The sequence below is a fragment of the Actinomadura rudentiformis genome (genome assembly GCF_008923185.1).
In the GTDB taxonomy this organism is placed as follows: Bacteria; Actinomycetota; Actinomycetes; order Streptosporangiales; family Streptosporangiaceae; genus Spirillospora; species Spirillospora rudentiformis.
This window is the reverse complement of record NZ_WBMT01000018.1, coordinates 155690-169266: the sequence shown is the minus strand read 5'-3', so window position 1 is coordinate 169266 and position 13577 is coordinate 155690. Positions and strand designations below refer to the sequence as shown.

The window sequence follows — 13577 nt, the reverse complement described above, 5'->3', positions numbered from 1 at the left end:
AGGCCAGGCCGTGAACAACCCGAATCCGCAGACGCTTACCGCCCGGTCCGCCGAGCATGCACGGCGGCGCCCCGATCACCTGGCCGTCGTATGCGAAGGCCGTGAGGTGACCTATGCGGAGCTGCACCGTCGCAGCAACCAGACCGCGCACGCGCTGCTCGCCGAGGGGTTGCGCCGGGGAGCGCGGGTCGCCTACATCGGCCGCGAGTCAGAGCACTACTTCGAGATCGCGCTCGGCTGTGCCAAGAGCGGCACCGTGCTCGTGCCGATCAACTGGCGGCTGACCTCGCGCGAGGTCGATCACGTGCTGCGAGACTCGGGCGCCGAACTGTTGTTCGTCGAGCGCGAGTTCCGGCCGGTCGCCGACCGGCTGCGGCCGGTCCTGCCGTCGCTGGGCAGGGTGATCGAGATGGACACGCCCGGCTCTCTGGCGGACGGCTTCCTGCGCTGGCGGGCCGGCCATCCCGACGCCGATCTCGACCCCGGCACCGGGCGCGACGACGCCGTCGTACAGATGTACACCAGCGGCACGACCGGCCTGCCCAAGGGCGTGGTGCTCGCACACCGCACGTACTTCACCTTGATCGAGCACATGGGCCGGGCGAGCCTTGACTGGTTCGACTGGCGCATCGAGGACCGCTCCATGAGCTGCTTCTCCAGCCTGCACTCGGCGGGCATGGGCTGGTTCATGAACGGGTTCGCGGCCGGATGCACGAACGTGGTCATGAGGATGTTCGTCCCCGAGGAAGCGGTGAAGCGCATCCGCGACGACGAGGTGACGATCATGCAGGCGGCTCCGGCGATGCTGCGCATGGTGCTGGCGGAGCCCGGCGCGTCGCGGCAGGCGTTCACGTCCCTGCGCAAGGTGATCTACGGGGGGTCGGCGATCGCGCCGGCGCTGCTGCGCCAGTGCATGGAGCAGCTGGACTGCGACCTCGCGCAGATGTACGCGGCGGCGGAGTCGGGCAACGTGGTGACGTGCCTGTCTCCGGCGGAGCACCGGCCGGGCAATCCGAAGCTGGGCTCGGTCGGCCTGCCCTGCCCGGGCAACGAGGTGAAGATCGTTAACTCCGGCGGAGACGCTCTGCCTGCCGGTCAGGTGGGCCAGATCTATGCCAGGACGCCCGCCAACTTCATCGAGTACTGGCACCAGCCGGAGGCGACCGGGAAGGCGCTGGTGGACGGCTGGCTGTGCATGCCGGACGCCGGATTCCTGGACGACGACGGCTACCTGTTCGTCCTCGACCGGCTGGACGACGCCATCATCGTCGCCGGCCAGAACATCTATCCGGCGGAGGTCGAGGCGGCGCTGGCCGAGCACCCGGCGGTAGCGGACTCCGCGGTGGTGGGCGTGCCCGACCAGCGATGGGGGCAGGCGGTCAAGGCCGTGGTCGTGTTCCACCGGGACCAGCGGGCCACCGCACGCGAACTCATGGTCTTCCTGCGTGGCAGGATCGCCGATTTCAAGATTCCCACCCGCTACGACTTCGTGGACAGCCTGCCCCGCAATCCGACCGGCAAGATCCTGCGCCGGGTGCTGCGCGCGGAAGCGCGATGAATTCCAGCCGCACCGAATCGGGTGCCTCCATCATGGGCCATTGCCTAGATCGGGAGTTCGCTGAGAAATCAGCAAAGGGGGAGCTTCACATGACTGAATTCTTCGTCCTCGGGCCACTGGAATGCCGGTCGGCCAATCGTCCTGTCAATATATCCGGGACGCTTCAACGGGCGCTGCTCGCGACGCTGCTGGCCGCCGAGGGAGTCCCGGTGTCGGTGGACGCGCTGGTCGCGGAGTTGTGGGGGGACTCACCCCCTCCACATTGGGAGAACGCGCTGCAGGCACATATCAGCAGGCTGCGCCGGCGGATAGATGCCGTTGCCGACGACCGGTCCACCGGGCTCATAGTCGAGCACTCCGGATATTGCCTGCAGACGGCCGAAGACACGGTGGACGCCAAAGTGTTCATGCGCAAATTCGACACTGCCCGGCTGCTCGGCGCCACCGATCCGGTGACGGCGGCCGACGCCCTACGAGATGCGCTGTCACTATGGCGCGGCAAGGCCTTCGGTCTGGTGGCTCAGGGATCGTTGTGCCGCACGGTGGCGCAACGCTACGAGACCGCCCGGGTGGTGGCGCTGGAGACGCTGTTCGACCTGGAACTGCGGAGCGGGCGGCACACCGACATCATCCCGATGTTGTCGGAGCTGGTCGAGGCGCCGACGCTGAACGAACGCTTCTGCGAGCAGCTGATGATCGCGCTCTACCGCTCCGGACAGCAGGCGCGCGCCTTGAGCTCCTATCTCCGGATGCGTGACCGGCTCGACGACGAGCTCGGCGTCGAGCCGACCATCACGCTGCGCAATCTCTTCAACGCCATCCTCAACCATCATCCGGCGCTTCGCCTCGGCGCCGATCATGCGGTGCTGCGCGCCTGACGCAGCCGTGCCCGGCCGCACCCCGGTCATGATCGGCTCCCCCTCTCCCCCGTGCCGGCCAGATCATGACCGAGGCCGGCCAGATCACGACCGGGTGCGCCTAGCGGTCCTCGGTGACCCGCATCAGCCGCCGGCTGAAGTCCGACATGACGGCCGCCGCGTGCTCGCCGACGTAGAAGTGCCCTCCGGGATACTCCTGGTGCCCTAGATACCGGCGGCTGCGCCCGGCCCAGGCCGTCATCGCGTCCGGCTCGACCAGCAGCGGGTCCGACTGCCCGGCGTAGGACACCAGTGGGCATTCCACCACGGCATCGTCGTCCTCGTACTGCACCGCGATCCGGAAGTCCGCGATCACTGGCGGCATCACCAGATCCAGCATGTCGGGATCGCTCCACAGCTCCTCCGGGAAGGCGCCGAGGTCCTTGAACAGTCCGCCGAACTCGTCCATCGAGAGCTTTTCGTGGCCGGCGGGCGCACGGAAGAAGCCCTTCGGCGACCAGCCCGACATGCCGAGCAGCGACGGCGGCGGATCGCCATCGGCTTCGAGCCGGACGGCCAGCCGGTAGGCGAGCATGGCACCGATGCAATGCCCGAAGAACGCATACGGGCGCTCATCGTCCAATGTCGCCAGCACGGCGCGGTGCAGGTCATCGAGGAGTGATTCCCACTCCACGGGCAGCGGCTCGGCGCGCCGGCTCTGCCGTCCCGGGAGGGTCAGCGCCTGTGCGCCGATCTCCGCGGGCAGCAAGCGGCTCCAGCCCCGGTAGGCGGCCGCTCCACTGCCCGCATGAGGCATCAGGAACACGCGGATCCGGGTGTCCTCCGGCGTCTCGGCGGGACTGAACCAGCGGCTCACCGCACGTGCCGGACTCTGGGTCGTGTCCATCGCTAACCCACCTTCTCCAGATGCCCGTCGAGGAACGCGGCGAGCGCGCGGGGCGTCGGGTTGTTGAAAATCTCTGGCGTGGCGAACGCGGTCGACAGCGCCGCGCTGAGCTCCTTGCGGAGCTTGACCGCGAGGAGCGAGTCCATCCCCAGATCGGTGAACTCGATGTCGGCCCCGACGTCGGCGATGTCAGCGAACCCCAGCACCGCGGCGACCGCCTTCCGGATCAGCTCGGTGGTGGCCGTGTGGCGTTCGCCGTGCTCTGCCGTGATCGGCAAGGCTGCTCCGGCCACCCCTGCCTGGTCCGCTGGATTCGTGATCGCCTGGTCGTTCGCGGCGGTCTGGCCCTTGCCCACGGCGGGACCGGCAGGCGGTGCCGCCGTCGCCGGGTCGATCGGCAGCCGGTACGGCCTGCGATCGAACGCGTACATCGGAAGTTCGATCAGCCGCCCGCCGCGTCCCCGGTGGAAGTCCCGCCAGGAGATCGGCTGACCGGCCGCGTAGGCCTTCGCGACCGACTCAAGGAGCACCGCTCCCTCCTGGTCGGAGGAGTGCATGCTGGCCAGCCAGACGTGCCGTCCGGTCGGGACGCAGCGCCTGCCCAGCGACGTCAGCGTCGCGGACGGGCCGATCTCGATGAAGAGGTGCTTGCCCCGCCGGTCCAGCGCCTGCATCGCGGCCACGAAGTTCACCGGTTCGGCGATATGACGTGCCCAGTAGTCGGCGGAGAAGTCGCTGTGCCTGGCGGCCTGACCGGTCACCGCCGAGACGAGGGTGATCGCGGGCTCGGTGAACTCGACGCCGGCGAGTGCCTCCCGCAGCTCCTCGGCCACCTCGGCCATCAAGGGCGAGTGCGAGGCCTGCGACACCGTGAGACGCGCGAATTCGATGTCCTGAGCGGCCAGTCCGGCGGTGATCTCCTCGATGGAGGCGCTGCCGCCGGAGATGACGCACTGTTGCGGTGCGTTGATGGCGGCGACGGCGACGTCCGGATACTCGGCCAGCAGTGGGGCGACGGCGTCCGCGTCGGCCCCGACCGAGACCATGCAGCCGGGTGTGCGCACCGAGTCCATCAGCCGCGCCCGGAGGGCGATGAGCCTGGCGGCGTCCGCGAGGCTGAAGAGCCCGGCCACCGCGCCTGCCGCGACCTCCCCCATGCTGTGTCCCGCGGCCGAGGTCGGCCTGATGCCCCACGACATCCAGAGGCGGGCCAGCGCGTACTGGAGCGCGAACTGAACGGGCTGCCCGTACTGGGCCAGGCCGAGCGCCTGGGCGTCCTCCATCCCGCAGGTTCCCAGCACCATGTCCTTGACCGGACGGCCGACGATCGGTGTCAGGACCTCGTCGCAGGCGTCCAGTTCCGCGGCGAACACAGGGTGCCGCCGGTACAGCCCGGCACCGATGCCGGGTCGCAGCGGACTCAGGCCCGAGAAGAGGAATCCGACCTTGCGGGACTGGAACCCCGGCAGCTCGCCGCGTTCCACGGTGGCCAGCAGTTCCTCGAGCCGGGCGGCCAGATCATCGCCGTCGGTCACCACGCCGGACACACGATGGCGGAAATGGGCCCGGCCGACGTTGGCGGTGTGGCACAGGTCGGCGATGTCGAGGGCGGGCCGGCCGGCCTGCCATTCCCGGTAGCGCCGGATCTGCGCGGCGAGCGCCGGGGCCGACTTGGCGGAGATGGTCAGCACATGACCACCGGCGGGTTCTGGTGTCCGCGTCTGCGGTGTCACTCCCTTCGGCGCCTCTTCCAGGACGGCCGAGGAGATCGTTCCGGTGAACCCGAACGAGTTCACCAGCCCCCGGCGGACGCCGGCGTGCCACGGCTCCGATCGGGTGGGGACGCGGACCGGCCAGGTCTCCCAGGCGATGCGGCTGGACGGCTTCTCCAGGTTGAGGTGCGGGAACACGGTGCCGTGCCGCATCTGCAGCACCGTTTTGACCACGCCTCCGATGCCGGCCGCGGCCTCCATGTGCCCGATGTTGGTCTTGAGCGAGGCGACCAGGAGCGGATCCTCCGCGCTGTGCGACGGCCCGAACACCTCGGCGATCGAGGCCATCTCGATCGGGTCGCCGAGCGGCGTGCCGGTCCCATGGGCCTCCACGTACTGGATGTCGCCCGGCTCGAGCCCGGCGTTGTCGAGTGCGGCGCGCATGAGCGCCTCCTGCGCGATGCCGTTGGGGGCGGTGAATCCGGCGCTCTCGCCGTCCTGCCGCACCGCGGTGCCGCGCACCAGCGCGAGCACTGTGTCGCCGTCCCGCTGAGCGTCGCTGAGCCGCTTGAGCACGACCACAGCGCACCCTTCGGCGCGACCGTAGCCGTCGGCGGACTCGTCGAACGTCTTGCAGCGCCCGTCGGATGAGAGCGCCTGCATGTCGGTGAGCAGCACGCTGCTGTACGGGTGGTGGATGACGCCGACGCCCCCGCACAACGCGAGCTCGCACTCCTGGCCACGCAGGCCGTTGACCGCGAGGTGCAGCGCGACCATCGACGACGAGCACGCGGTGTCCACGGACATGCACGGTCCGCGCGCTCCCAGGAAATAGGAGACCCGTCCCGCCACCGCCGCGTTCAGCAGGCCGCCGGCGAGGTACCCCTCCATGTTCTCGGCGGCGAGTGCCCCGATCTCCCACGCGAAGTCCACGGCACTGGCACCGAAATAGACCCCGACATTGCCACGTCTCAGCCCGGTGGGGTCGATATTGGCGTTCTCCAGCGCCTCCCAGGTCGTTTCCAGGGCCAGGCGCTGCTGCGGGTCGATACAGCGGGCCTCTTTGGGGGAGATATTGAAGAACGAGGCGTCGAACTGATCGATTCCTGTCAGGAATCCACCGCTGGCTGAGCTGATGCGGCCCTTGCCGTCACTGCTGGCCTCGGCGAACTCGGCGGCGTTCCACCGGTCCGGCGGAATCGAGGCGATCGCCGACCTCCCCGAGCCGAGATACTCGGCGAAGGCGCCGATCGTCGTACTGCCTCCCGGCATGCGAAGGCCGATTCCCACGATCGCGATGGGCTCGCGCAACCGCTGGAGCCGCGTCTCGTACTCACGAATCACCTCATGTGCCGCGCCAAGCTCAGCTTCGATCGTCATGCGGGCCAATATGCCAACCGGTCCTGATACGCAGCTGTTTCAACGCTGACCGCGGATATGTCAGAACGCCGTCAGTGAATGATCAGAAGCCTTTGCGAGGATTCCGCGAAGACGGAAAGAGCAGACGGAGACAATCACCCTGGAGCGCGGTCGTGGCTGATCCTTTTGAAAACGAGGAAGCGAGCTATCTCGTTCTGGTCAACCACCAGGGGCAGCATTCCTTGTGGCCGGAGGCGATCGAGGTGCCGTCCGGCTGGCAGGTGGTGTTCGGCGGCGGCGGGCGGCAGGAGTGCCTGGACTACGTGGCGGCGAACTGGACGGACATCACGCCGAGAAACCGGTCCCCCAGGTGAACGCGCGATGACCGACATCATCGCCACCGCTGAGACGAGGCTGTGCCGGATCATCGCCGACGTCGTCGGCCTGGATCTGGTCAGTCCGCGAGACGGCTTCTTCGAGGTGGGCGGAGACAGCGTGCTGGCCGTTCAGGTCGTGGCCCGCGCCCGCGAGGCGGGCCTCGTGCTCAGCGTGCGCGACCTCTTCGACCACCAGACCCCCGAGTCGCTGGCCGCCGTGATCGGCGATCTTGCCGCCACCCCCACCGCCGCCGGAACGGGTGGCACCGGTGGCGACTCCGCGGAATCACCGCTGATGACCTTCGCGGACGACGAGTTCGGCGATTTCGAGGGGCTCGGCGCCGGCCGCCCCGACGGCGGCGACGAAGGCGAAGGCGAATGGGAGATCATCACATGAACCGCGCCGACATCGAGTGCGTCCTGCCGCTGACTCCCCTGCAGGAAGGGCAGCTGTTCCACGCCGAGTTCGACGAGGACGGCCCGGGTCTCTACAACATGTACCTGTCGGCCCTGCTGTCCGGGCCGCTGGACGTCGCCGCGCTGCGGTCCGCCTGTGCGCGGTTGCTGGCCAGACACCAGTGCATGCGGGCCTGCTTCCGCCGGAACCGCGAGAACCAGATCGCCCAGGTCGTGCTCCGCGAGGTGCCGCTGCTCTGGCGGCAGATCGATCTGTCCGGGCTCCCCGAGCCCGAACGCGCCGAGCGGCTGGAACGACTGGAACGGGAGACCCGGACAGAGCGCTTCGACCTCGCGAAGCCGCCCCTGACCCGGTTCGTGCTCGTGCGGCTGGCGCCGGACAGGCACCGCTTCATCCTCTGCACCTATCACGCCGTTCTGGACGGCTGGTCCTCCTGGCTGCTGTTGGGTGAGCTGGCACGGCTCTATGAACAAGGCGGGGACGCCTCCGGCCTGCCGGAGCCGCCGCCCTTGGAGGACTACTACCGCTGGCTTGCGAAGCAGGACCGCGCCGCGGCGGAGGAGGCGTGGCGGACCTCGCTCGCCGGCCTGGCGGGCCCGACCATGCTGGCGCCGTCCGGACCCGAACGATGGCTGGCCGGCAGCGAACGGTTCGGCGTCAGGCTTCCCGCCGACCTGGTCACGAAGCTGCAAGCCCTCACGCGCGGCCGCGGCCTGACGATGAACACCGTCTTCCAAGCGGCGATGGGGCTCGCTCTGGGCACCGCCACCGGCCAGAGCGACGTGGTGTTCGGAGGAACGGTCACCGGCCGTTCTCCGGAGGTGCCGGGCATCCAGAACATGGCGGGGATGTTCCTCAACACGGTGCCGGTCCGGGTCCGCCAGGACCTGTCCCGGCCCGAGACGGTCGCCGCCATGCTGGCGCGGATCCAGGCCGAGCAGGCGCGGCTGATCCCCCACCACCATCTCGGCCTCGTCGACATCCGCCGTGCGGCGGGACGGCCGGAGCTGTACGACGCCCACCTGTCGTTCCAGAACTTCCCCGGGGCCGGCACGACGGGCGGTTTCCCGATGTCCGACGTGCGGACCGACGTCAGGACCGACTACACGCTGAGCATCGCCGTGCAGGCATCGGGCGACGTGATCGACCTGGACGTCGAGCACCGGCTCGGCCTGTTCGATCGGGAGCGCGCGGACGAACTGGCGGCACGTCTGGTGAGAGTTCTGGAGGCGGCGGCGACGGCGCCGGACGTCCCGGTGAGCCGGGTCCCGGTACTGGCGGCCGAGGAACGGCGGGCACTGCTTGAGCTCGGGCAGGGCGAGCCCGCGACGGCCGGACCCGACCTGGTCCCGGAGCTGTTCGCGGCACGGGCGGCGACGGTGGAGCCGGGGCTGACCGCCGTGGTCCACGGCGACGTGGAGGTGTCGTTCGGCGAGCTGGCCGGACGGGTGAACCGGGCGGCCCGCCAGCTGATCGCCGCGGGCGTGGGCGTCGGCGACCCGGTGGCGGTGTTGTTGCCACGGTCGGCGGACTCGGTGGTGGCGATGCTGGGGGTGCTCGCGGCCGGGGCGATGTACGTACCGGTGGACGTGTCCTATCCGCCGGAGCGGGTGCGGTTCATGCTGGCCGATTCGGCACCGCAGGTGGTGGTCACGACGGCGGAGCTGGCGGCGTCGGCAGAGTGGCCGGGCGGGGCGAGGCCGTTGGTGCTGGACTCCCCCGAGGCCACCCTCGAAGCCGCGGCCGAACCGAGGGCCTCGACGGACGGGCCGGTCGACCCGGCGGAGCGCCGCGCCCGGCTCACGCCGGCGGACCCGGCGTACATGATCTACACCTCCGGTTCGACGGGCCGGCCGAAGGGCGTGGTGGTCACGCACCAGGGCCTGGCGAACCTGTTCGCGTTCGCGTGCGGCGAGGTGATCGAGCCGGCGGCGCGGCGGTTCGGACGGCGCCTGCGAGCGAGCCTGGTCGCCGCGCTGTCGTTCGACGCTTCCTGGGACATGGTGCTGTGGCTGCTGGCCGGCCACGAGCTGCACGTGCTGGACGACGACGTCCGCCGCGACGCGCACGCGCTGGTCGGCCATGTCCGCGACCACCGGATCGACGTCGTCGAGGTCACGCCTTCCCATGCCGAGCAGCTCGTCGAAGCGGGGCTCCTCGCGCAGGGCGGGCCGTCCGTGCTGGTTCTGGGTGGTGAGGCGGTGGATGCCGGGCTGTGGGAACGGGTCGCCCGGACCGAGGGCCTGATGGGCTGGAACTTCTACGGTCCCACCGAATGCACGGTGAACTCGGTGGTCGCCCGCGTGAACGGTGACGGGCCGGTGATCGGCCGTCCCGTGCCGGGCACGCGGGCGTACGTACTGGACGAGTGGCTGCGCCCCGTCCCGGCCGGGGTCCCGGGTGCGCTGTACCTGGCCGGACCGCAGGTGGCCCTCGGGTACTGGGGCAAGGCGGGCCTGACCGCCGAGCGGTTCGTGGCCGACCCCTTCCAGGCGGCAGGGGGACGGATGTACCGCACCGGCGACCTTGCCCGCTGGACCCGCGACGGCGTCCTGGAATTCCTCGGCCGGGCCGACGACCAGGTGAAGATACGCGGATTCCGGATCGAGCCCGGCGAGATAGCCGCCGTCCTCACCGAAAGCCCGCTGGTCAGCCAAGCCGCGGTGCTGCCCGGCAAGAACGGCCTGGTGGCCTACCTGGTGCTCGCCGACGCCGACGCCGCCCACGACGCCGATGCCGGCGAGCTACGCCGGCACCTCATGACCAGGCTTCCCGACCACATGATCCCGTCGGCTTTCGTGCCGCTCGACGCCCTGCCGCTCACCCCCAACGGCAAGCTCGACCGCGACGCGCTCCCCGACCCCGGCGCCGCGCGAGTCCCAGCCGGCCGGGCTCCGCGTACCCGTCAGGAAGAGGTGCTGTGCGGCCTGTACGCGGAGCTGCTCGGCCGCGAGCCGATCGGGATCGACGACGACTTCTTCGCACTCGGCGGCCACTCGCTGCTCGCCACCCGCCTGACCAACCGGATCCGGACCGAGCTCGGCGCCGAGCTCTCCGTCCGGACGGTGTTCCGGGCACCGACCGTGGCCGAGCTCGGCGCCACGCTCGCAGGCGCCCGTCCCGCCCGTCCCGCCCTGCGGCGGATGAGCCGCGCGTCGAGGACTCTCGGGCCTCAATCAGGAAGGTAGGGCACGATGATCCCGCTGTCCTTCGCGCAGCGACGGCTATGGTTCCTGAACAAGCTGGAAGGCCCCAGCACGACCTACAACATGGCGGGAGCGCTGCGGCTGCGGGGCCCCCTGGACCGCACGGCGATGGCGGCGGCCATCACGGACGTCATCGGTAGGCACGAGCCACTGCGCACGGTGTTCCCGACCGTGGAGGGAGAGCCGTACCAGCAGGTCCTGGGCGTCGATCAGGCCGGCGTGCGTCTGGAGATCAGTGAGCCCGGGCCCGGCGGCCTGACGGAGGCCATGCACCGGGCGGCGAACCACGTCTTCGACCTCGGCGCCGACCGGCCGCCGTTCCGCGCGACGCTGCTCGTCGCCGGCCCGGACGAGCATGTGCTGATGCTCGTGGCCCATCACATCGCCGGGGACGGCTGGTCGACGGCTCCGCTGCTGCGCGACGTCGGGCGCGCCTACCAGGCGCGAACCGGGGGGCGGGAGCCGGACTGGGAGCCGCTCCCCGTCGACTACGTGGACTACGCGTTGTGGCAGGCGGAGTTCCTCGGCCGGGCCGACGATCCCGGCAGCGTGCTCGCCGAACAGCTCGCGTTCTGGACCGGGGAACTGGAAGGCGCGCCCGAGTGCCTCGCCCTGCCCACCGACCGGCCCAGGCCCCCGGCCGCCACGTACCGCGGCGACACCGTCTCCCTGAGGGTGGACGCGGACCTGCACGCTCGTCTCGACGGCCTGGCGCGGGCGAACGAGGCGACGATGTTCATGGTGCTGCACGCCGCGCTGGCCGTGCTGCTGAGCAGGTGGGGCGCCGGCCAGGACATCCCGGTCGGGTCACCGCTGGCCGGGCGCACCGACGAGGCTCTAAACGATCTGGTCGGATTCTTCATCAACACGGTGGTCGTACGCACGGATCTCTCCGGCGACCCGACCTTCGCGGACGTGCTGGGCCGGGTGCGCGAGCGGGTGCTGGCGGCCCTGGAGAACCAGGACGCGCCGTTCGAGATGGTGGTCGAACACCTCAACCCCGAGCGGTCACCGGCCCGCAACCCCCTCTTCCAGGTCATGCTGACGCTGCAGAACGCGCCGCGCGACGCTGAGGTGATCCCCGGGCTGAAGGCGGAGATGGAGGCGGTGCTCACTCCGACCGCCAAGGTCGACCTCTCCTTCACGCTGACCGAGGAGCACGGCCCCGGCGGCCTGCCCGCCGGGCTGACCGGCGACCTTGAGTACGCGCTCGACCTGTTCGACAAGGAGAGCGCCGAAGCGCTGGCCGGAGGGCTGCTACAGGTGCTGGCGGCGGTCGTGGCGGCTCCGGACGTCCCGGTCGGCCGGCTGGACCTGCTGACGGTCGACGAACGGCGGGCGCTGCTGGACCTGGGGCAGGGCGAACCGGCGACGGCCGGATCCGACCTGGTGCCGGAGCTGTTCGCCGCGCGAGCGGCGGCGGAGCCGGAGGCGACCGCGCTGGTGTGCGGGGACGTCGAGCTCTCGTTCGGTGAGCTGGCCCGACAGGTGAACCGGCTGGCTCGACGGCTCGTCGCGGCGGGTGCCGGGCCCGGGGATCCGGTGGCGGTGCTGTTGCCGCGATCGGCGGACTCCGTGGTCGCGCTGCTGGCCGTGCTGACGGCCGGAGCGATGTACGTGCCGGTGGACGCGTCCTCTCCCCCGGAACGGGTGCGGGCCATGATGGCCGACGCGGCGCCGATGCTGGTGATCACCACGGCCGGGCTCGCGGAACGGGCCGACCCCGGTGTCCGGCAGCTGACACTCGGCTCGGCCGACGCGGAAGCCGAGCCGGCGGGATGGCCGGACGGCCCGGTCGGCACGGCCGAGCGCCGCGCCCGGCCGGCGCCGTCGGACCCGGCGTACATGATCTACACCTCCGGCTCGACGGGCCGCCCCAAGGGCGTGGTCGCCACTCACCGGAATCTGGCGAACCTCTACGCGTTCCTGAACGGCGAGATATTCGAGCCCGCGGCCCGGCAGGCCGGACCGCGGTTCAAGGCGACCCTGGTGAGCGCGCTGTCGTTCGACGCTTCCTGGGACATGGTCCTGTGCCTGCTGGCGGGTCACGAACTGCACGTACTGGACGACGACGTCCGCCGCGACGCACGCGCGCTCATCGACTACGTCCGCCGCCGCGAGATCGATGTGGTCGACGTGACCCCCTCGTTCGCCGAGCAACTCACCGAGGAGGGCCTCCTCGACGAGCGGAACCAGCCATCGGTGCTGATCCTGGGCGGTGAAGCGGTGGGAGCCGGGCTCTGGGAACGGGTGGCCCGGACCGAGGGCCTCACGGCCTGGAACATCTACGGCCCCACCGAATGCACCGTCGACTCGGTGATCGCCCGGATCCGCGGCGACCGGCCGATCCTCGGACGCCCGCTGCCCGGCACCCGGGTGTACGTGCTGGACGAGTGGCTCCGCCCGGTCCCTCTCGGCGTCCCCGGCGCGCTGTACGTGGCCGGTGCACAGGTGACGCGCGGCTACTGGCACCGCCCGGACCTGACCGCCGGACGGTTCGTCGCCGACCCGTTCGGCGCTCCCGGTGAACGGATGAACCGCACCGGCGACCTCGCCCGCTGGACCCGCGGCGGCGTGCTGGAGTTCCTCGGCCGGGCCGACGACCAGGTCAAGGTGCGCGGGTTCCGGATCGAGCCGGGTGAGATCGCCGCGGTCCTGGCCGAGAGCCCGCTGGTCAGGACGGCGGCGGTGGCCGTACGCGACGGCGCCCTGGTGGCCTACCTGGTCCTCACCGACGGCACCGCCGACACCGGTGAGGTGCGCCGGCACGCGATGGCCGAGCTGCCCGACTACATGGTCCCGTCGGCGTTCGTGCCGCTCGACGCTCTGCCGCTCACGCCCAACGGCAAGCTCGACCGCGACGCCCTCCCCGACCCGGCCACATCGCACGTCCCCACCGGCCGGGGCCCGCGCGACCACCAGGAGGAGGTGTTGTGCGGCCTGTTCGCCGAGCTGCTCGGCCGCGAGCCGATCGGGATCGACGACGACTTCTTCGCGCTCGGCGGTCACTCGTTGCTGGTCACCAAGCTGGTCAACCAGATCCGGAGCGACCTCGGCGCCGAGCTCTCGGTCCGGGCGGTGTTCCAGGCGCCGACCGTGGCCGGGCTCAGCGCCGAGCTCGCCGCCGCCAGGCCCGCGCGGCCCGCGCTGCGCCCGATGACCGACCCGGCGATGACCTGAGGA

At 70.7% G+C, this 13577-nt stretch carries 8 protein-coding genes; 6 read left to right on the top strand and 2 right to left on the bottom strand.

The annotated features are described in order from the left end of the window. Nucleotides 1-10 precede the first annotated feature (10 nt). Both F8566_RS33840 and F8566_RS33835 read left to right on the top strand, forming a co-directional pair. A complete protein-coding gene (locus tag F8566_RS33840) occupies nucleotides 11-1558 on the top strand; it encodes a long-chain-fatty-acid--CoA ligase (protein WP_151565932.1) in 1548 nt (515 codons plus the stop codon). Further along, a complete protein-coding gene (locus tag F8566_RS33835) occupies nucleotides 1555-2436 on the top strand; it encodes an AfsR/SARP family transcriptional regulator (protein WP_225993741.1) in 882 nt (293 codons plus the stop codon). Before F8566_RS33840 ends, F8566_RS33835 begins: the two co-directional genes overlap by 4 nt. Before the next feature lie 100 nt (nucleotides 2437-2536). Here the strand turns inward: F8566_RS33835 and F8566_RS33830 are convergent, their stop codons facing one another. Further along, entirely contained in the window at nucleotides 2537-3322 is a 786-nt protein-coding gene (locus F8566_RS33830) for a thioesterase II family protein (RefSeq protein WP_225993740.1), read from the bottom strand. A gap of 2 nt (nucleotides 3323-3324) precedes the next feature. Beyond that, on the bottom strand, nucleotides 3325-6414 hold the full coding sequence (locus tag F8566_RS33825; RefSeq protein ID WP_151565931.1) for a type I polyketide synthase: 3090 nt from the start codon (nucleotides 6412-6414) through the stop codon (nucleotides 3325-3327). A 152-nt stretch (nucleotides 6415-6566) separates the two neighbouring features. Between F8566_RS33825 and F8566_RS33820 the strand changes: the two genes are divergently transcribed. Genes F8566_RS33820 through F8566_RS33805 form a run of 4 tightly spaced genes read left to right on the top strand, consistent with a single transcriptional unit; the run spans nucleotide 6567 to nucleotide 13574 of the window. Next, the gene (locus tag F8566_RS33820; RefSeq protein WP_151565930.1) at nucleotides 6567-6767 is read left to right on the top strand and encodes an MbtH family protein; all 201 of its coding nucleotides are present in this window, start codon (nucleotides 6567-6569) and stop codon (nucleotides 6765-6767) included. A gap of 7 nt (nucleotides 6768-6774) precedes the next feature. Beyond that, on the top strand, nucleotides 6775-7167 hold the full coding sequence (locus F8566_RS33815) for a phosphopantetheine-binding protein (RefSeq protein WP_151565929.1): 393 nt from the start codon (nucleotides 6775-6777) through the stop codon (nucleotides 7165-7167). Beyond that, complete coding sequence (locus F8566_RS33810) at nucleotides 7164-10376, top strand: non-ribosomal peptide synthetase (RefSeq protein WP_192809994.1); 3213 nt, start codon at nucleotides 7164-7166, stop codon at nucleotides 10374-10376. Before F8566_RS33815 ends, F8566_RS33810 begins: the two co-directional genes overlap by 4 nt. A 6-nt stretch (nucleotides 10377-10382) precedes the next feature. After that, the gene (locus tag F8566_RS33805; RefSeq protein WP_151565927.1) at nucleotides 10383-13574 is read left to right on the top strand and encodes a non-ribosomal peptide synthetase; all 3192 of its coding nucleotides are present in this window, start codon (nucleotides 10383-10385) and stop codon (nucleotides 13572-13574) included. The last annotated feature ends 3 nt before the right edge of the window (nucleotides 13575-13577 follow it).

Bases quoted from the DNA above. Each gene is read 5' to 3' on its own strand.
- F8566_RS33835 (WP_225993741.1), top strand. From the start codon at position 1,555: ATGAATTCCAGCCGCACCGAATCGGGTGCCTCCATCATGGGCCATTGC.
- F8566_RS33830 (WP_225993740.1), bottom strand. From the start codon at position 3,322: ATGGACACGACCCAGAGTCCGGCACGTGCGGTGAGCCGCTGGTTCAGT.
- F8566_RS33825 (WP_151565931.1), bottom strand. From the start codon at position 6,414: ATGACGATCGAAGCTGAGCTTGGCGCGGCACATGAGGTGATTCGTGAG.
- F8566_RS33815 (WP_151565929.1), top strand. From the start codon at position 6,775: ATGACCGACATCATCGCCACCGCTGAGACGAGGCTGTGCCGGATCATC.
- F8566_RS33810 (WP_192809994.1), top strand. From the start codon at position 7,164: ATGAACCGCGCCGACATCGAGTGCGTCCTGCCGCTGACTCCCCTGCAG.
- F8566_RS33805 (WP_151565927.1), top strand. From the start codon at position 10,383: ATGATCCCGCTGTCCTTCGCGCAGCGACGGCTATGGTTCCTGAACAAG.